Origin of the sequence: Dyadobacter flavalbus (assembly GCF_006149045.1) — a bacterium.
Classification (GTDB): Bacteria; Bacteroidota; Bacteroidia; order Cytophagales; family Spirosomataceae; genus Dyadobacter; species Dyadobacter flavalbus.
This window is the reverse complement of sequence record NZ_VBSN01000049.1, coordinates 293,896-312,828: the sequence shown is the minus strand read 5'-3', so window position 1 is coordinate 312,828 and position 18,933 is coordinate 293,896. Positions and strand designations below refer to the sequence as shown.

The following is an 18,933-nucleotide window of genomic DNA, read 5'->3' as shown; positions in this document are numbered from 1 at the left end:
TCAATTTTCTTTGATTCTTGATTAGAATGATAAATTAACGTTGACTCCGTAGCGGCGCATGGAAGGCGTCTGCGGGCTGGACTCTCCGCCGGATATATACTGATTCAGGTCAATATCCTTGCTTTCAGCAAAATATAGCAGGTTTCTTCCGACGAGCGAAACGGAAGCATTTCGGATGAACCTGCTTTTTACAAGCCATTTGGAAGGAATGGTATATCCGATAACGACTTCCCTCAGCATGGCAAACGAACGGCTCATCAGGTTTCCTTCATCAGAGTTGTAATACCGGCTTACCCAGTCCTGAACATACTGTTTGGTTGTGTTGGGAGCGAACTGCAGTTCGGCAAGGTTGGTGATTTTGCCGTCCACATCGTAATTGAGCGCTTTGCCGTTACTGATCTGAACGCCTTCTCCGATGTAGTTTTTATTGTCAGGATCTCCGTTTTTGAACCCGAGCCAGTCCTGGTATCTTGCATCTCCCAGCGCACCCTCAGCCAGTTTGGCGTTTCTGCCGCCACGGAAAGTCTGTTTCTGCACGTAATTGGAAATAACGCCGCCGATACGGCCGTCAAACTGAAAGCTTACATTTACATTTTTGTAGGCAAACTTGTTGTTGATACCGAAAACAAACTTCGGATTGATATTTCCGAGATACTGGTTAACAGGCAGATAAACAGGTCTTCCCGATTCATCATTGATGATTTGTCCGTCCTGCGTTCTGGCAAATGCCCTGCCGTAGAATTTATCCAGCCGGTCACCTGCCCTGAAGAACGTATTCAATGCGTTGACACCCGGATAAATGTCCGTAAGTACTTCCTTGAAAGTGGAATAATTTGCCACCACATCCCAGTTCAGGCCGTTGGGGTTTGCCAGAACGGAGCCGGTCAATGCCAGTTCAAAGCCGGTCTTTTTGGTTTGGATACCGTTCACCAGATACGATTCGTAGCCGGTTGTGGAAGATATCGGCAAGGCAAATATTCTCGGGCCCTCGTGCGATACAAAATAAGTCATATCCAGCCCGAGCCTGTTTCTCAGCACACGCACATCCAGTCCGATTTCCGTTTGGGAAGTTGTGCTTGGTTTCAGGCCCGGATTGTTAAGCGTATTGGTAAAATAAGCCGCCGGGGTGTTGTTGTAAGCAAACGGCGTGGAATATACAGCGGCATTCTGGTAAGTAGGACCGTCATAAGGCGAATAGTACTGATCTCCGTACCCGAGCGGATTGCCGTCGCCCAAAGCAGGCGTGGTACCGATCGTTGAGCGGGTCAGACCATCTTTTACGTTGGCATAAGATGCGCGTAATTTAAGGAATGAAATAACTTCCGGAACAGGAAGGTAATCCGAAAGTACGGTAGAGCCGGCCACAGACGGATAAAAGAAGGTGTTGTTTCCTGCGGGCAGGGTAGAAAGCTTGTCAACACGTCCGGTTGTGGATACGGTAAAATAATCCCTGAAGGTAAAATCCGCTGAGTAATACGCAGAATTCACTCGCATGGCGGAATTGAAATTGGATGTTTTAACCGGCCGGTACGAGTTGTTGAAATTGTAAAGGCCGGGCACGTTCAGGTAATCCGTGGAGCCGTACTGCGAGCTGTACTCAAAGCTGCGGATGTTTCCGCCGGCCCAGATCTTGGTATTGAAACCTTCAAAAAGGTCTTTGTCGAATTTTACAAGAATGTCTGTGTTGTTCTCAAACAGGTTCCGGCGGTCTTCCCGGTAATCGCCCCTGCGTTCCTCGCGTCCGTAAGACCCGGCAGAATAAGGCATCTTTTCATTTCTGAATAAATTCCAGGTGGTTATCTGTGTCCGCAATGTCGCTTCCAGGAAATCGTTGATCTTGTAAGTCATGGCCGCCTGCCCGATAATATCCGATTTCTGATGGCCGCGCAGCCATTCATAGCTCATGAAATACGGGTTGTTGTAACGCTGGTATTCTGCATAAATCTGCTGTACGCCTTCTTTGCCCGGCTGCCAGTAGTTGCGCATATCGTCCACATTCCAGTCGGCGCCTGCCCAGAATACCATGTTGTATATGATGGAATTAGGCCCGTAATTCACGTCCGGAATATTCGGGGAATACTGACGGTTGTACTGAAGATTGGAAGTAAAGCTCAGTTTGTTTGAAAACCTGAAATCGCCGGTAACGTTAAAGTTTGTAATGTTCAGCTTTGTGTTGGGCACAATCCCTTTCTGAAAAGTATTCGATGCAGAAAAACGGAGGTTGTACTTGTCGCCTGTGGATGAAACGGACACGTTGTTGGTTGAAAGAATTCCGGGTCTCAGAAACCGTCTCAAATTGTCTTTTCCGCGGTTGATCCAGGGCGTGGGCGATCTTACTCCCGTAACCGGGTCCACAGGGCTGTCGTACTGCGTAATCGGCTGTCCTTCAAACCGGGGGCCCCATCCGCCGTCATAGTCACCGTCATTCAGGCCGCCGCCCGCTCCGTTAACGAAGGCATAACGGCCGTGGTCGCCCGGCCCGTATTCATCCTGAACTTTGGGAATGGAATAAAAACCCTTGTCCATCATCGTGGATGAATTGACGTCCACGGAGAACCCGCGCTTGTCTTTTGTGCCTCTTTTGGTCGTAATCAGGATGGCGCCGTTTTTTCCACGGAAACCGTACAATGCGGATGCACTCGCTCCTTTCAGAACCGAATAGGTTTCGATATCATCCGGACTTACGTTCCAGGTATCCGAGTTTACAGGAACCCCATCGACGACAAACAATACATCGGTATTTCCGCGCAACTGAATATTGGGCCTTCTCAGCAGTTCAGGCTGCGCTCCGATTGTAAGCCCAGCCACTTTACCCGCCAGCGCATTGATGGCATTCGGTTCCCTGGCCTTGACAGTTGACGTTCCATCCACGGTCTGAATGGCAACGCCTATTCTGCGTACATCTTTTTTAATTCCAAGTGCCGTTACCACCACTTCATTCAGTTGTTTCAGGTCTGTACTCAGTGCGACATCAATTTTGGACTGCCCGTTTACCGCAATTTCCTGCGTAGAAAATCCTACGAAAGAAAAAATGAGCACAGATCTGGCATCCGGAACCGACAGTTCATAGGTTCCTTCTGCATTGGTTCCGGTTCCTGAACTGGTTCCTTTTACAATGACACTTGCGCCGGGAATGGCTTCGCCGGTTTGCTGGTCGGTGACTTTTCCGCTTATGCTGATTTGTCCCATTACCTGAATGGTACCGAGCAGCAGCATCTGAAGAATTCCCGCCTTTAGAATGGTAGAATACTTAATCATAGGGTCTGTTTTTACATGGAATAAAAATGCAAAGCTAGATCCCGTATATTAAGGTATCATGCACCCAATGTTATGAGTATGTGAACATCAGCGGCATGAATGCCTGAATTTTCATGACAGGTTGTAAAGGTCCTGTTGCTCAAACGATCAGCCATGAACGTCAGCTGACCAACCGCAAAAGTCGTGTATACAGCAGCAGTGCCGAAGAAGTACAGCCGGTTTGTGCAGTGCAGGTTTTAACCATCCGGAATGAGCATGATGTTGTTCAGGCGGAATATGACTGTTCCGCTTGCGCTCAACTGTAATCACTGATCCGGGTGAATCTGTTCTTTTTCATTTCAAAAATGCTTACGCCCCGCAGTTGCAGCATATCGCCGGCTTTCATTCCGTTCGGAAAATCCACAGCCAAACGAGCCTGATAATCAATTTCAACCGCAGCCGAATCTCCGCCAATCACCAGAAACCGGATCAATTGCCGGCGTTCGGTAAAATAATCAAGGCTTTGCGTTGCCAGTTGTTCAAATTCCTGAATGGTTGTTGTGATAACAATTCCTGTGCTGTTGGAGATATTTTCAAAAACAATCTTCTCATCCAGAACTTCTAGCATGGCCGGAACATTTTTGTCGTTATAAGCCTGAAGATAGTCCCGTATAGCCTTTTCGATCATCATAAGCAGTAGCTGTTCTGTATTTATTTATTCGCTTCAAGATACAGTCCGGAAATATAAATGCCTAGTGCCGTTAAGAATCATTGTTATAAAATCCGTAGGATTGGTGTATAATGCGTCTATCCATACAAGCGGCAGCAGGACAGTAAATCAAAAAGGGATACGGCTATTTTCCGGGCTGTATCCCTTTTTATATAACACCGGCAGTTGCAGGTTTTAAAACCGTATTTCAGATCAGCTATGCGCAATGATTACTTCCACATTGTGCTGCCTGAGCATTTTTACGTCTGCATCTTCAATCTTGTCGTCGGTAACGACTTTGTTGATTTTGTCAAAACCGCAAATGAACGCCAGGCCGGATTTCTTGAACTTGGATGAGTCGGTGACGATAATGACCTCTTCGGCAATGTCGATCATGATCTGGTTCAGGTGAGCTTCCTCCATGTAGTGGGTGAAAAAACCGGTGTTCGCCTTCATGCCGTCAATACCCAGAAAAAGTTTGTTGCAGTACAGTTGCTTGAAATTCCTTTCGGCCATCGGTCCGACCAGCGACATGGAAAATTCTTTCAGGTATCCACCCGGCATATGCACCTGCAGGTTTTCGTATTGAGCCAGATTATTGACAATGTCCAGCGCATTGCTGATCACCGTCAGGTTCTTGAATTTTTCAAGATTGTTCGAAATTTCAAAAGTAGTGGTGCCGGAATCCAGTATAATGCTGTCATCTTCATTGATCAGCGACACGGCCTTTCTGCCGATCAGCCGCTTGATGTCATGATTGATCTTCCTTTTTTCAGTAACCGTCAGGGCAATGTTGTTGGTTTTGAAGGCGCCGCCGTGTGCCCTCACCAGTAAATTGCTGTTTTCCAGCTTATCCAGATCATTGCGGATAGTCACTTCACTTACTTCCAGCAACTCACTCAAATCATTCACATTCACTTCGCCCAGCTCATCGAGTTTCTGCAGTATAAGCGAACGACGTTGCGCAGTCTTTTTCATGGTACCAACCCGTTTATTCGGTTACTTTTTATTAATTCACTGATCTTTTGCGCCTGAAACTTCCGGCTGCCCGGACCAGGTTGTAAAGGTAGCAACATTCAATAATATTACTATTTTGCCTACGGGCAGTTTGTGTGCCTAGCTTCCGGCGCCATCGGGCAGCCCGGCGGAAATGACCGGAAGCCGGGCGAGATCCGGCCACATGCTTTTGTGAAAAACGGTTGCACAGGCATCCGACAGCAGCTGATATATTTCCGCTATTTCTTCTTCGTCGCCAATCCGTTGCAAAACCAGTACATGCTCCGCCGCAGCGCTTATTTGTACGCCTCTGTTTTTTAAAGTAAGAAAAAGAGCCGTTTCCCGGAAGTCTGCGGGCACCGTGTAAAGTCCCAGGAACCGTTTTTTCTGTTCAAAATAATGCGGAACTGCTTTGTGAACTTCCATGATTTTCTCGATCCGTTCCAGCATCAGTGGCACCATTTCTTTCGGAAAAGACGCATCTATCATGATCAGTTTCAGCTCCTCATCCTGTATATCAAAAATCTGAATGTAGTTGACCGCAAACCGGCTTTTACTGAACATCTGCAAGATCCTGGCCAGCACAAGGTTTTCGTCATAAGCATAAACCGATATCCGGCATGTATCGGGAAACTGGTTTTTCATAATCAATAATTTAGTTCCGGCATGAAATCGGCATTCGTAACCGGCTGATTTATTTCTTCACTTTTACGATCAATGAAACCCGTTTTGTCTCGCGGATAAACGAATGTGCCCCGTGGCTGTCGCGCCGCGTGTTGCCGTTTTTAGGGTATTCATAAGTGCCGTAAAAGGCGATTTCGTGTCCGTCCGGGCAATCCGGTCTGATCCTGACCTGCGAAGTCAATCGCTGTGCGCCCGACCAGTCATTGCGGGCGAAGTAGCGCATCTGCCGGTCGTCCGTGGCTATATATGGATCTTCCGTATACAACTGCAGCCCGAAATCATGCAGCGAATCCAGTTCGGATCTGGTGAAAATACTGATCCATTCGCCGGGATTGGCGATCCCGTTGCCATTTCCTTCTCCGACTTGCGTTTTTCCTTCCACTTCCAGATTGACAGGACGGCCATCGGCAATTTCAAAATGGGACAGTGTTGCTTCCGGCGAATAAAAAGGTACTTCCAGTAAAAACAGATCTTTTCTGCCGTTATAACTCACCAGCAATTTCAGCTTGGCCCGATCCAGACCGGCATGCCGGGAACGAATGCGGAAAGCGGTTTTTTCGTGCAAGGCGCCCTGGCCCAGTTTTCCGACAGAAATGGCCGGGTCCATTACTTCCACGTCTTCATCCTGCGCGATCAGTTCCATACGGACGGAGTCTACGGCAGCGCCGCCTTTATTAAACAGTAACGGACTAATCGAAACTATATCGCCGATGCCCGGCATCTTCCAGTCGAGCGTATAGGCAGCCATGGTGATGTGGCCCGGATCGCCGGCACGGTACAATCCGATGTTGCTGTGCTGGCCGGTTCCCTGCCACTGAATGCGTCCTTTCCTGTCGCTGCGCACGCTTGTCCGGAAGGTTTTGCGTACGGGTACATCCAGTTGGATCAATTCAAAAAGAGTGTTGGCCGGATAAATGCTGTCGGTTGTGATTTGTACGGACAGGTTCGGAACCGCCGGGCCGTCGGGCAGCCACTTTCTGGTCTGCAAGCTGAACCCTTCCTTTCGCACATCGTCCAGAACGGTGAATCCGGGGATGTCCCGGTTTGTACTTACATCATAATTCCAGACCGAGAAACTCGGGTACAGATCAATATGATGCCATTTCTCAGGCCGCGCGAGCGGCATCCGGAAATACTTCATATGAAAATCAAACTGCCCTTTGATATTGACTGCATTGTGAAAACCTCTGAAATAACCTATTCCGTAATGCCAGCTTTCGTAGTTCAGTTCGAGGGTTTTGTAGGCCTGATCAATCTCCTGATCGTGCTGCCGCAGAAAGTCTTTGCTTCCCAGATGCATCCGTATCGGCAAGCCCACAAAATTGCGGCCCATTTCTTTGAACGGTGTGTAAACCTGCAAAGCCTTCGGCCCGACGGTAAACGAAGCAGAAGGACAGAAAAACGAAGCGCTCGACAGCAGGTGCGGATATTTGGAAGCAATCAGCATGGACATAAACCCGCCCATGCTCAGTCCCGACACCGCCCGCGCTTCCCGGTAAGCTTTTGTACGGTAATGCGAATCCACATACTGTACGAATTCAGGAAAGTAATCTGCAAACTGCCTGTCTTCTTTCACCGGCGCAATGTCGTACGGGCGCGGATACTGCGCGGGCACATATCCGTCCCATTTGGCAATAATCACATCATTATCGGCTACATAACTTGCAAAATTATCCAGCGAATCGGGCCCGCAGCGTTCAAAATTTCCGTTAAAATCATCATAGTAGCGTGCTTCGCCGGAACGGGAAACTTCGCCTTCTTCGGGGCCATTGTACCGGCCTGCATTGCCATGAAAATAGTAAATCACAGGATAGCGCCGCTCGGGATGCCGGTGATAATCAGCCGGAAGGATCAGGCGGAAATGGCGGTTTTCCCTGAATACCTTGCTGTAATGCATTCCGTCTTCGATGATGCCTTTGGGCCGCAGCTGCTGGGCATGCGCATTTACGAGCACTAAAGCAAACATCAAACCCGTGAGTAGCGAGCTCCGGTTCAGGTGATATTTACACTTTTTTATCAAATTAGTAAAGCGGTTTGTCAAAATCATGATGCACGGTTTAATCTTCCTTTTTGCCGGTATCCGACAGATCCAGTATGCTGAAAAAGAGCGTGGTCAGGCTGAGTTTTTTATTTTCCGATAATTCCTGTTTCAGCCTGTCCGCATGCACGTTGTCGTCTTGTGCTCTGGCGATCACCCATTTCACTTCCGGCGCATCCGTTCCCGGCGTGATTTCCCAGTTTCGCAGTGAATCCTGTTCCGTTTTCCAGTTGTTCAGAAATTCGGTTGCCAATGCCTGTTTGCCTGTATTTTGAAGCAAGTGTATGCCCAGGTAATTGTTCAGCGCATTGCGGTTGCTCTCTTTATCCGGATTCAGCGTATAATCCATAATTTCCTGTGCATGCTGGCCGGCTTTCTGTATGTGGCCGAGCCGGGTTTCGCAGTAAGCGGCCAGATAGTCAATAAGCCGGTTGTCCGGTGCATGCGGTTTGCCGGAGCCGAGGTTTTCAGGCCATAACCGCGCCTTTTCAAGTGACTTCAGGGCATCGGTGTATTTTTTGTTTTCTGCCATTGCAAGCGCACTCGCGAGGTTGGCCACGACGTACAGGTTATGTCCTTCCCGCGCACCTTCCTGCGGCAGGACCCGGATTTTATCCAGCACCTGCAGACAGGTTTTGAAATTACCCGCTTGCAGCAGAGACCTGGCATAATCGATCCCGATGACCGGATTTTCCGTAAATCTTTCGTAAGCTGTTCTGGCGTTTTCCAGTCCTTTGTCCTGCATTTTCCGGGCATTGAAAAAACCGGTAAGATAATGCCAGCTGCGCCATTCTTTCGGATCAAGCTGATTGGCCTTTACAAAATCAAGCTGCGCCTGTGCCGCAGCGGCTGCATCGTTCTGGAATAAAATCCCTCTGGCCATGTAGAAAGGCGCATAGTCCGGCTCGTCTTTGCAGGCCATGTACTGCATTTTTGCATTTTCCGGATCGCCGATGTGCCAGTAAATCAGTCCCAGATAATAGCGGTTTTTCCAGAAAGGAAGTTGTTTTTCTGCCCACTGAAGAACCGGAATGGTTTCCAGACGAAAAGGAAAAACCAGCTCAGACGACATATCAACAGCCTGTTTCAGGAATCTTCTGCTTTCTGCTGGTGCCGAATCCCGGTTGAGGTACGCCAGCCAGTAGGAAACCGTAGGGTAGGCGGGAGCCAGTTGCAGCACCTTCATCGCTTCTTGATTTTGTCCCTGATTGATGTAATCCATGGCCAGTTCCAGATACGTTTCATGCGGCAGCTCGTTGCGGATCGCATCCTGAAAAACAGCCTGCTTTTCTTTGGACGGTTGAAGTAAATACTGTTCGAAGTGGGCATAATGATTCAGTGGGTCCACATGCAGCAGATCCGTCCAGACCTGTGCCGCCTGATCCGTTTTATGCAGCTTCCGGAGCGCGGTACCCAGCAGCTGGTATGCAACAAGATTATTGCGGTTGTAGTCCAGCGCTTTCCGGGCGTCGTTTTCGGCTTTTTCAAAATCCTGCTTCTGCAATGCGATACCTGCCAGCTGTGCATGGGCGCCTGAACGGTATTCCATGGTCCACGAGGCAACCGCCATGGCTTCTTCCGCTTTTGTCAGATCACCCAGCTTGCGGTAAAGTGCACCATAAAGGTAATTGGCGCCCCCGTGGTAAGTGTTTTCGGCCAGTACCTGCCGGGCAAATTCCAGCCCTTTTGCATAATCTCCTTTTCTGTAATGAAATTCGGCCAGCCGGATCCGTGCACCGCTGTGCGTGGCTTCTTTTTCAAGGCAATCCAGATAATACTGACGCGCCAGCACGTAATCGCGCATGGACCGCGCATCTTCGCCGAGTTCAAAAAGGCGTTCCGCTGAGCGAAAATCCTGTTTGTCGGCAGACAGCAACGGGCGGTCGAGTACTTTTTCCGGCTGCGAGGAATAGACAAGTCTGTCTTTGCCAACAGTTACTCTCACAGGTTTCTGACTGCCGGCCAATGCAATTGTTTTAACATACAGTTCCATCGGTTTGAGTTCAAGCGGAGACTGATAAACACTTTGCCCGGACACAGTTACTTTGAGGGTATCCTGAATAGCGGAAATTGGATTGATAATGATTTTCATACTGTCACCGTGCGTTTCGACATGGAGCGTGCCGTAAGGCGAAGCATCGACCATTCCGCCTGTGGCTTTTACCGGAAACCAGTATTCGGTTTTTGTTTCAGAATAAAAAGGCCCGAGTGATTTCTGGTTGAACGGGCTGTGAAACCCGCTTCTTTCTGCGGCCTGATTGAATGTTACTCCCGATTGGGCCTCAATGTACTGTCCGTCTTTGTCCGTAAGCAGATCTTCCCAGATGGCACCTTCCCGTGCCCGTGACCAGATCCACAACTTTTTGCCCGGCGCATCGGAATAAGGAGCCCAGTGACCGAAACCAAATTTACGATCGTGCCAGTATCCGCCAAACCAGTTGGTATGCGTGCCCATGACGTGATACGACTTGTCACCGCCGGAATTGACATTTTTGTAATACGACAAATCAACGCCCTTTTCATCAATCGGCCAGGTGCCGGCACTTCCGTCATGACCTATATGGTGCGTACCCGGGAAGAAAAACTGCATATCGTCCGAAGCCCGGAACGCCGCATTTTCCCAGGAAAGATAAGCGTCATGAAGCGGCGAGGGGTTATACCAGAGACTTTGCGTTTCAAAATAAGCTTTGTCTTTCGGCAATACGATTTTAACCCGCCACTGCGTACGCGATGCCAGGTCCAGGCCGCCCACCACGCAGGTTACACTTCCGTCGGGGTTGTTCTGCATGACATAATCGACCGGCGCGGCTGCCCACGGCGCATGGCCGAGGTCCAGTCCGAAGTTGTGCTCGATGCCGCCGCTCGTCCAGGGCCCGCGGATGCCGATGGAACGGAATTTCATGACGTGATTGGTATAAACAAATTCCTCGCCGGTCGACTTCTCCGTTGCACCCATGACTTTACCGCCTACTTCCGGCAGTACCTGAACTTTGATGTAGGGGTTTTCCAGCTCTACTATTTTCCAGTTTTTGGCCGTGCCCTTGTCCGTGTAGCCATCAAAAACGTAGTAAGGGTAAAAAGGCGAGACTTTTTTGCCAACACCCATGACCGGCACCGGGTTCGGGTCCGAAAAGGGGTAGGTTTTCATAACCTGTACTTTTTCCGTAATGCTGGCTTTTTGCGCTTGTAAAGCAGGTGAAAAGACCAGCAGCGCCAGTACAGAACGTACTACTCCGGCAGTTGATGGTGACAATGAGAAATGAGAAAGGGCCTTCACGCAGAAAAATGGAGGTTTTAGGAATATTGTCTGTGTTATTTTTTGCTTTCGGAAATAAGCCCGGCCAGTTCCATACGGACTTTGTACCATTGTTCCTGATCGTAGCTCCATACATCCAGCTGCCCAATTGATTTGTCGCCAAACGGCTCTTTGATTAATTGATCGACAAGCGCGTCGGCACGTTTGGAATTGCCGTCCAGTTTCGCAAGCAGACGCAGGTATTCATAGTCCTGCACACCGTCGCGCATCGTTTTCAGCCGGATGGACGGGCAAGGTTCCGATACGTTGGGCACCATGCCGGGCTTGTAGATGACAGAACCGTTTCCGTTGAATGTCCGGTAAGTGAATTCTGCGTCTGCCTCGGATGCTTCCTTGTAAAAGTCTTTCCAGGATTCGGGATCGTACCAGCCTCTTTCCCAGCCAGCGCCGACACCCCAGCTGATCCATGAATAGGTTTTGTATTTCCAGCAACTCCAGCTGATCGCGCGGTCATTAATCAGGGGCAGATCGATGAATGTTGAGCTTCCCACCCAGCTGTTGAGTTTGTGTTCGTACAGCAACGGACCGTAAAGCCAGTCTTTGATGCCCATTTGCTGATATTGTTTTACCTCGTCGATATTATAGTTGATCGTATGGGATGCCCAGTCGGTAATGGATTTCCCGATTACGTCCATGGCTTCTTTGGTGTAACCGCCGTCCACCCGGAATTTGGCTTCGGGATATTCCTTTTTGAACAGATCACCGTAAAAAACCATCCGTGACCACGCTTCGGGAAAATACGATTCATCCAGGCCGTTCAGATAAACCATCAGTTCGGTTTTTTCAGGATTGACCATTGGCAACAAATGCTGTCGTACCTGCCGGATGCTGCTCGTGTAAATGGCCAGATTGGAAGCGTTGCGTTCTACTTCCGGTTTGCCGGTATCCGGCCAGCCCTTTGTGTCGTGCTTGCCGTATACGTCGAACGGAAGCGCAAACGTTTCAAGCGGTTCGCCGTAGCCCGGGCCGTCGCTGTATCCGTGCGCCCTGGTGAATGCCTGGCCGGTAAGGTATTTTTTCAGCCGTTTGTCAAATTTTTCCCATTGTATTTCCACCTTGCCGTTTTTCAGCACCTGTATTTCCGGGTCGTAAGTCGGGTCCATGAGCGAAATGCGGTTTCTTTTGAACAGCTGATAAACGGCCAGTTCCTGCTTCTCATCCATCCGGCTCAGAAAACCTTCGTGCTGCAGACTGGCTTTGAAAAGATTCTCATTCGGGAGTTCGAAATTCCAGATGGTGAGGCTGACCGGAATCTGTTTTGACATGCCGCCGATAGTAGCGGTAATGACGCTCTTGTACGTACCGGGCCGTGCTTTCTGCGCATCCAGCGGAATAAACTGATCCACCCATATAATCTGTGAACGCTGGTTGCTGATCCGGTTGTTGAAATCGGGCAAAGTAAACGGATAAACCCAGCGTCCCCGGACATTCGCCGAGTCGGTCTGAATGTATTTGAACGGGATCAAAGCGTCGGGGTACCAGCCTTTTCCCAGCGTGGATTTGGGATATCCTGTGCTGGTGCTCTGTACATTCACCGACCATTCCAGAAACAGCTCCGGCTTGATGTTTAACTCCGTATTTTCGTTTTTAAACGGCGCCATATCGAGTTTGATCCCGGTCAGTTCTTCGTTTGATTCATTCGTCAGTACCAGCTGAAACGACACATATTCCCCGCGTGCACCGTGCAGTGCAACTTCATTTCCGTCGTATATCCAGTTTTTATCCAGCAGGTTGTTTTTCCCGGACTGGCCGGACGGAACCCCTTTGAAACGGTGTTCAATGATTTCATTGTTGACAGGATCGAGCCGGACAGACGAAGGCAGTGCCCGCAGGCGCCACGGATCAGCACCGAAAGTTTTATTCCCGCAGTTTAATGCGGTGAGGGCAATAAAACAGAGGATTACTTTTGCAAATCGGATCATATTTAAATTGGTTCAGGAATTTTTGACTTACCGCTTTTACTGTGCAACAGGAAAGATCATGAGCTGGCTGAGTGCTTCGTCTTCGCCTATAACCATGTATTTTCCGTCGGCTGAGGCAGCCAGGGTGCTCAACTGAAAGCCGCGCCACAATATGCCCTGCTCGATACCGGGCTCCACCATTTTGAATTCAGGATTGCCCAGATCCACAAAACCGGCGCCTTTTTCATCATAATAAAACAAATGCGAGTAACCCGGTGCGCCGCCGGCCAGTCCGTACAGCTTGCCGTCGCGCCCGAAAGCCAGTGCCCGCAACCGGTTCATCATAACCGGTTTGCCCAGGTTTTTGATTTTTTTGGTGGCCGGGTCCAGCACAAACAGCTGACCGTCACCGGCATTGCCGCCGTACAGTTTTCCGTCGGGTGCTTTGGCCCAGGCTTCCACCTGTCCGAGTACTTCCCGTCCCCATACGCTTGGCAAAGGCGTTTCCAGAAACTGAAAGCTCTTTTTGGCCGGATCGAATGCAAACATCCTGTTGCCCGGCGCACTTCCGTAAACAAGCCCCTGATTGTCCTGAACAAGGGCTTTGCACAGGTAACCGTCCGGCTCGGAAGCAAAGTCATGCAGGTTTTTCAGTTCTTCTGCTTTTGGGGAAATCTCGTCAAACAGCTGCACTTTTCCCGAAGCTATGTTGTAGGTGAAAAACCGTCCGCCCGGATAGCTGATCCCGTACAGTTCAGTGCCTTGGCTGTTACTGAGCAGCGTAAAAATTCCTTCGCCCGGAACAGGCGTGCCCAGGTCTTTCACTTCGATGGCATCCCCGTTGCCGATACGGATCTGTAAAAGATGCCCGGTCTGCTGATTGTTTTTCAGATGCGCCAGTGTGCCGGCATACAGCTGATTGCCGGTTCCCTTGCAAAAACCCGTGGCAATGCTCTTTTGGCCCGGAACTGCTTCCCCAAGATCTTTCGTGGTTGCAAGTGTCCGCTTTGAGATGGATGCAATGAACAGATACGGCGATAGTCCCTCTTTTGCAGTAGTCCCGCCCAGCACCCGGTCGCCATCCACGTGCAGGGAAGTAATTGCATTGCGGTACATCGGCAAGCGTTTTTCGGCACTGTTAGGCAGCGAAATTTCAATGGCAAATGCGTCTTTGGGCGTGAAAAAGGTATACTGGGCAAGCAGCGGGCCCGAACAGGTCAGAGTTAAAGCCGGCAAAAGTATTTTTTTAGTCAGGTTTTTCATTTCCGGATGTCTTTTTCAGGATTGAACTTGATCAGAAAGGGTGCACTGGAATCGTCCTTGACAGAAATGACGCGCCGGCCGGCGAAGTACATATTCCCGTCTTTGTCTTTGATATCAGAGCCCGTTGCTTCGGTCATGGAAGTGATCGGATATTCTCTCAGAATGGTCTTTTTCTTCGTGGCAGGATCGAGTTCTACCAAAACCGTTTTATCTTTCAGGACATAGTTGCCATGCCCGCCGATGACGTAGTACAGCTTGCCATTGTTGCCGATGTTCAGGTTCGGCACATAAGGCCCCCATGCTGCTCCCTTGCCGGTATCGATGACGCCGCCCAGGTCTTCCACTTTGCCAATGCCTTCTTTCTGCGGATGAAATGCGATTACTTTGGCGCCGTAGGTGACGAGGTAAATGATTCCCTTCGCTTCGTCTTTGGCATAAGCCGTTACGCCGGTAATGATTTTTGAGCCGGGTGTGCCTTCAAAAGCAGGCAGGCTTTCCCGCGCAAATACCAGGCTGTCGCTGTCTTTTTCGTATTTGACCAGACGCTGCCGCCAGTCTACATAATAGCAGTTTCCCCACCAGTCGGTAAACAGTACGCGGGGGACGTGCGAACTGGCGAGGCGGCCCATGTCGCGCAGTTTGTTTTTGGCCGGATCGTAAACGAGGAAATGCGCCTGCGGATAAGTGATGCCATAGAGCGTTCCTGTTTTTGGGTCTATGTCAATATCCTTGATACTTTCGTATTGCATGCCCAGCCCAAGGTTTTTCAGATCGCCCGTTTTGGGGTCCCATTTCATGAAAAAACCTCCGGCGTAGCCCTGCGGATGCTCCATCAGGTATTCTTCACGCGACTCGCCGCCATCGGTTGTAAAATAAATGGAACCGTCGGGTGACGCTACGATCTTGGAATGGATTTTTCCCTGCCACTGAAACGTGCGCAGATTGGCCATTTCCCGGATGAACCCGTTTTGCGTCATCGTGTTTTTCGCAGGATCAAACGTATACAGGGCTACGTTGTTGCGGTGATTGGTGACGCCGATATGTACGGTGTTGGAAGCTGCATTGTACCCGATTGAACCCCAGGTGGAATGCGCCTCCGGAAAATCCGGGTATTCAATAAAAGCAACGTGCTTGTCGGTAGCGGCAGGCGCCTGGGCAAAAAGCATTTCCGTTCCTGCCATCAGCAGCAGGCCAGCAATCCAGGATGCTGAGCGCAATCCATTCAGAAAGCAAAAATTCATAAAAAGCGGGTTTAGGTAACGGGTACTGGTTTTATCTTGTCACAACAATGCAATAAGGCTTCCGGGGTATCCGGAAGATTTACATTACTGAAAACTTCTTGTGCGTTGGGACTTTTACAACGATCCATGCATCCGCAAAAGCGGCCTCACCCGGAAACGGGGCATTTTCATTGATCAATCGTTGTACAAGACGGGTACCGGAAAGCCGAAAGGATGACAAAGTAGCTTTCTCCGCAAGCCATTTCAATCCGGCGCTTGTAAAAAACGGCCGGATAAGTGAGGTACATGCCATGAAGGATAAGGGTTTAGGAATACATTGCATTATGATTATGCTAATGTAAATAAAACTTGCCGAAAATGAAATAATTATGAAATGTATTTATTTTCATTTTATTTCTTTTTTCTTTCATTATAGCTTTAATAGTAATAATTGCCGAATTTTGTGACCTTTAATTAACCTTTTTTGCCGCGAAAAAACAACCTTGGTCTAAATCGCGTTATGCGTTGCTGGCTTCTTCAAATCCCATGAGCAGGGCTGCTGCAATGGTGAGTACGATACCCGCAATAATGACTGGATGAGGAATGGTCTGGTACAAGACCAGCGACAAGGTAACCGTGAGTACCGGCGCAAGTGCCGTGGTGATGGGCGCAATGATGATAGCCTTGCCGTAGCGAAAGGCATAAACCAGGCACAGGGCTCCAAAGGCATTGAGCGATTGCAGGATGGCCGATAAATAAGGCCCCTTGAATCCCCAGTTGATCGGCTGATCAAAGTTGGTCATGTATAAAGCAAATGGAATAAGCAGTATGGAGGATACCATCATATAAAAATACAGGCTTTCGGCAGACATGATTTCATTGGCAAACCGCATGATACATCCCTGTGCACCCCAGGCAAGCAACGGTATGGCCGTGAACAGCAGCCAGGTGTAGCCACTCGCACGTGCAGCACCGGCAGGCTGGTAGGAAAGCATGAAAATGGAAAGCAGCGCCAGTATGATCCCGATCCAGCCTTTTTTACCCGTTTTTTCATGAAGTAACACGACCGCCAGCAGAATGGTTACGACCGGCGTCAGCGAGAGGATCGGGAAAACAAGGTAAGCGGGGGCAATGCGCAGGGTAAAGAAAAGTACCAGTTGTCCGACAGCTCCCAGAAGGCCGACAGCACTGCCCCAGAGCACAGCGCCTTTATTGAAATCCAGCTTCCAGTTCTTCAGTTTCAGAGCGGCAAGGGCAGCCGGAATCATGGTTAATGCCCAAACGACATAGCCAAGGGTAGGAGGGAAGCCGTTTTTCTCAGGAATTTCGGTAACTGCGCCCCATATTCCGATGAATAGGACATGAATGATTACGTAAATTGGCCAATGGTTTTTGCTGCTGCTCATGAAATGCTGATTTCCTTCTGTTTTGTAAATTTCTTGTCGGGTAAAATTTGAAATGACAGCCTGAAATTCAGGATACCGCTGCTTTTACATAAGTGTCAAACCAGCGGATCATGCGTTCGTTCAGGTCGGCTTTGCTGCGGGGGCTCAAATCCGGCCGCCAGCCGTGCCCTTCGCCTGTATATTGTACAAGTATGGTGTCCACACCCTGTTTTTTAAGGGCTGTATACATTTCTTCGGCCTGGGAAAAAGGCACCTCGTTGTCGGTCTCGCCGTGCAGGAGTAACGTTGGCGTGCCTGCCCGGCCTGCGTTCCGCAGCGGCGACCACTGCCACAGCAGATCGAACCGTTCGTAAGCGCGGCCGCCAAATTCCGATTCCATGAGGGAATGATACAGGGATGTCCCTGCAAAACTTACCAGATTGCTTATCCCGCCGTCCGTCACCGCTGCCTTGAAACGGGAAGTCTGGGTAATGATCCAGTTGGTCATGTAGCCGCCGTAGCTCTGGCCTGTCACGCCAAGTCTTTCTTCGTCCAGCCACGGGTTTTCTTTCAATGCAAAGTCAACGCCGGCCATCAAATCCTGATAATCGCCGCCGCCCCAGTTCATAATGGTGCCGTTTGAGAACGATTGTCCGTAGCCGTGGCTGCCTCGCGGATTGATGTACAGAACGGCATAGCCAGCCTGTGACAGCAAATGCATGCGTTCGTCGAAATCGTGGCCAAACATATTATGCGGGCCGCCGTGGATAACAAGGATAAGCGGGTACTTTTGTGTTTCTGTAAAGCCAACAGGCGGTATCAGCCAGCCTTGCACGGAAAGGTTATCAAAGCTCTGAAACCGGAAAGTTCCGGCTTGCTGCAGGGTTTTATTTTCCATCCATGCTGTATTTTCCTGCGTTATCTGCTCAATGACGGTACCCTGGCTGCTTGTTGCAAAAATTTCGGCCGGCCGGTTCGTGTCAGCCTTTATAAACACGAGATCTTCACCGGAGCCGTTGAGGTAGAACTCGTAAATGCAGCCTGCGCCGCCCTGAACCATTGTGATTTCTTCTTTGTCAATGTTTACCTGATAAATGGATGTATCGCCGTGGTCGCCTGCTATGAAAAAAAGGTGCTTTCCTGATGGGTGCCAGCGGATATGCTCGATTCTTCGGTCCAATGATTTGGTCAGGTACCGGAAGTGGCTGCCGCCAGCGGAAATCATGCCTATGTGCGTATCCTCGGCGGTACTGTCATTGGTGCCCAGGTACCCCGAAACTGCCAGAAAGGCAATATGGCTGCCATCCGGCGACCATGCAGGCTGGTAAGTCATGCCCGTATGTTGTGTAAGGCGGGTGATTTCCAGTGTCTGGATAGCAACCGTCCAGACATCGCTCTGCTGAATGTCATCGGGCCGGCTTGTTCTGTTGCTGATGAATGCAATGTGACGGCTGTCGGGTGCCCATGTAATGGAATGCTCGTTAAAGGGACCGGGAGTGAGCAGTGCCGGTGATCCTCCCGCAGCCGGAACAAGGTATATGTGCGTACAGGCATGGTCGGAATATGCCGGCCTGCCCCGTCCGCCTTTGGATTTGTAGAGCAGGTCATCAATTACTCGGACATCATTATTTTCTGTCTCAGCTAGTGAAAGGTCAGCACTCAGGTAGGCAATATACTGTCCGTCCGGCGACCAGATGCAGTTTTTCAGTGCCAGATGATTGGAAAAGAATGAAGAATCATGGCGTTGTGCAAGAAACCGGCTTGTTGCAGTTTGTACCGTATAAATATGCAGTTCTCCGTTGTCGGTTTCATACAGGAGTTCGCTGCCGTCCGGCGACCATGCATGTGCGGTGCCCCGGCCTAAAACAGTTTTCGTGGATCTGTCCTCTGACAATAGGATGATCAAGTCTTGATAATCATTTTGAACGATGTCGGCTACCGATACGTGGTATACGAGATTGTTGCCTGCCGGAGACAGCAACGCTGCGCCTACTTTTCTGATTTTGCACAAGTCTTCTGTCACGAGGCCTCGTGATGAGGCATTCAATTCCGTCGGGGTCATAAAAGGGGTTTAGGTAGCAGTTGTTTTTGCAAGATATTCCGGCATTCCGGCCGCTTGCATGCTAAAAGTACGCTATTATTTTTCTCGCAATATATAAGTAAGAATAAATAAATTAAATGAAA

The 18,933-nt window shown here is 49.6% G+C and carries 13 protein-coding genes; 1 reads left to right on the top strand and 12 read right to left on the bottom strand.

Features of this window, described 5'->3' with window-relative positions; genetic code table 11:
- Nucleotides 1–21: 21 nt before the first annotated feature.
- Nucleotides 22–3,258 carry a SusC/RagA family TonB-linked outer membrane protein gene (locus FEM33_RS17105; RefSeq protein WP_139013209.1) on the bottom strand — a complete coding sequence of 1,079 codons (3,237 nt, stop codon included), beginning with the start codon at nt 3,256–3,258 and terminating at the stop codon, nt 22–24.
- A 113-nt stretch (nt 3,259–3,371) separates the two neighbouring features.
- Between FEM33_RS17105 and FEM33_RS17100 the strand changes: the two genes are divergently transcribed.
- On the top strand, nt 3,372–3,563 hold the full coding sequence (locus tag FEM33_RS17100; protein WP_139013208.1) for a hypothetical protein: 192 nt from the start codon (nt 3,372–3,374) through the stop codon (nt 3,561–3,563).
- On the opposite strand, the gene FEM33_RS17095 is transcribed toward FEM33_RS17100, so the two are convergent.
- From FEM33_RS17095 to FEM33_RS17045, 11 genes are all read right to left on the bottom strand, one after another.
- Nucleotides 3,554–3,928, bottom strand: a complete 375-nt coding sequence (locus FEM33_RS17095; RefSeq protein WP_229214287.1) for a nuclear transport factor 2 family protein — start codon at nt 3,926–3,928, stop codon at nt 3,554–3,556. The genes FEM33_RS17100 and FEM33_RS17095 overlap by 10 nt on opposite strands.
- A 231-nt stretch (nt 3,929–4,159) precedes the next feature.
- Nucleotides 4,160–4,924, bottom strand: coding sequence for a transcriptional repressor AgaR (gene agaR / locus FEM33_RS17090; RefSeq protein ID WP_138282241.1), 765 nt, complete (start codon nt 4,922–4,924; stop codon nt 4,160–4,162).
- 138 nt (nt 4,925–5,062) lie between these two features.
- A complete protein-coding gene (locus FEM33_RS17085) occupies nt 5,063–5,587 on the bottom strand; it encodes an ACT domain-containing protein (protein WP_139013207.1) in 525 nt (174 codons plus the stop codon).
- A 49-nt stretch (nt 5,588–5,636) separates the two neighbouring features.
- Entirely contained in the window at nt 5,637–7,592 is a 1,956-nt protein-coding gene (locus tag FEM33_RS17080; protein WP_161597172.1) for an alpha/beta hydrolase, read from the bottom strand.
- 91 nt (nt 7,593–7,683) lie between these two features.
- Complete coding sequence (locus FEM33_RS17075; RefSeq protein ID WP_161597171.1) at nt 7,684–10,812, bottom strand: DUF5107 domain-containing protein; 3,129 nt, start codon at nt 10,810–10,812, stop codon at nt 7,684–7,686.
- A 164-nt stretch (nt 10,813–10,976) separates the two neighbouring features.
- On the bottom strand, nt 10,977–12,902 hold the full coding sequence (locus FEM33_RS17070) for a glycoside hydrolase domain-containing protein (RefSeq protein WP_139013204.1): 1,926 nt from the start codon (nt 12,900–12,902) through the stop codon (nt 10,977–10,979).
- A gap of 36 nt (nt 12,903–12,938) precedes the next feature.
- On the bottom strand, nt 12,939–14,144 hold the full coding sequence (locus FEM33_RS17065; RefSeq protein WP_139013203.1) for an NHL repeat-containing protein: 1,206 nt from the start codon (nt 14,142–14,144) through the stop codon (nt 12,939–12,941).
- Entirely contained in the window at nt 14,141–15,385 is a 1,245-nt protein-coding gene (locus FEM33_RS17060) for a hypothetical protein (protein WP_201747779.1), read from the bottom strand. The genes FEM33_RS17065 and FEM33_RS17060 overlap by 4 nt, the downstream gene beginning before the upstream one ends.
- Nucleotides 15,386–15,464: 79 nt before the next feature.
- The gene (locus tag FEM33_RS17055; RefSeq protein WP_139013202.1) at nt 15,465–15,677 is read right to left on the bottom strand and encodes a hypothetical protein; all 213 of its coding nucleotides are present in this window, start codon (nt 15,675–15,677) and stop codon (nt 15,465–15,467) included.
- Between the two features lie 205 nt (nt 15,678–15,882).
- Nucleotides 15,883–16,770: a DMT family transporter gene (locus tag FEM33_RS17050; RefSeq protein ID WP_139013201.1), complete on the bottom strand. Its 888-nt coding sequence runs from the start codon at nt 16,768–16,770 to the stop codon at nt 15,883–15,885.
- 67 nt (nt 16,771–16,837) lie between these two features.
- Nucleotides 16,838–18,811 carry a S9 family peptidase gene (locus FEM33_RS17045; protein WP_139013200.1) on the bottom strand — a complete coding sequence of 658 codons (1,974 nt, stop codon included), beginning with the start codon at nt 18,809–18,811 and terminating at the stop codon, nt 16,838–16,840.
- Between the last annotated feature and the right edge of the window lie 122 nt (nt 18,812–18,933).

What these genes read in the sequence shown, in the direction of transcription:
- FEM33_RS17060 (WP_201747779.1), bottom strand. Translation starts at nt 15,385, where the DNA reads ATGAATTTTTGCTTTCTGAATGGATTGCGCTCAGCATCCTGGATTGCT.
- FEM33_RS17055 (WP_139013202.1), bottom strand. Translation starts at nt 15,677, where the DNA reads ATGGCATGTACCTCACTTATCCGGCCGTTTTTTACAAGCGCCGGATTG.
- FEM33_RS17100 (WP_139013208.1), top strand. Translation starts at nt 3,372, where the DNA reads ATGACAGGTTGTAAAGGTCCTGTTGCTCAAACGATCAGCCATGAACGT.
- agaR (WP_138282241.1), bottom strand. Translation starts at nt 4,924, where the DNA reads ATGAAAAAGACTGCGCAACGTCGTTCGCTTATACTGCAGAAACTCGAT.
- FEM33_RS17045 (WP_139013200.1), bottom strand. Translation starts at nt 18,811, where the DNA reads ATGACCCCGACGGAATTGAATGCCTCATCACGAGGCCTCGTGACAGAA.
- FEM33_RS17095 (WP_229214287.1), bottom strand. Translation starts at nt 3,928, where the DNA reads ATGATGATCGAAAAGGCTATACGGGACTATCTTCAGGCTTATAACGAC.
- FEM33_RS17080 (WP_161597172.1), bottom strand. Translation starts at nt 7,592, where the DNA reads ATGTTTGCTTTAGTGCTCGTAAATGCGCATGCCCAGCAGCTGCGGCCC.
- FEM33_RS17050 (WP_139013201.1), bottom strand. Translation starts at nt 16,770, where the DNA reads ATGAGCAGCAGCAAAAACCATTGGCCAATTTACGTAATCATTCATGTC.
- FEM33_RS17070 (WP_139013204.1), bottom strand. Translation starts at nt 12,902, where the DNA reads ATGATCCGATTTGCAAAAGTAATCCTCTGTTTTATTGCCCTCACCGCA.
- FEM33_RS17065 (WP_139013203.1), bottom strand. Translation starts at nt 14,144, where the DNA reads ATGAAAAACCTGACTAAAAAAATACTTTTGCCGGCTTTAACTCTGACC.
- FEM33_RS17085 (WP_139013207.1), bottom strand. Translation starts at nt 5,587, where the DNA reads ATGAAAAACCAGTTTCCCGATACATGCCGGATATCGGTTTATGCTTAT.
- FEM33_RS17075 (WP_161597171.1), bottom strand. Translation starts at nt 10,812, where the DNA reads ATGAAAACCTACCCCTTTTCGGACCCGAACCCGGTGCCGGTCATGGGT.
- FEM33_RS17105 (WP_139013209.1), bottom strand. Translation starts at nt 3,258, where the DNA reads ATGATTAAGTATTCTACCATTCTAAAGGCGGGAATTCTTCAGATGCTG.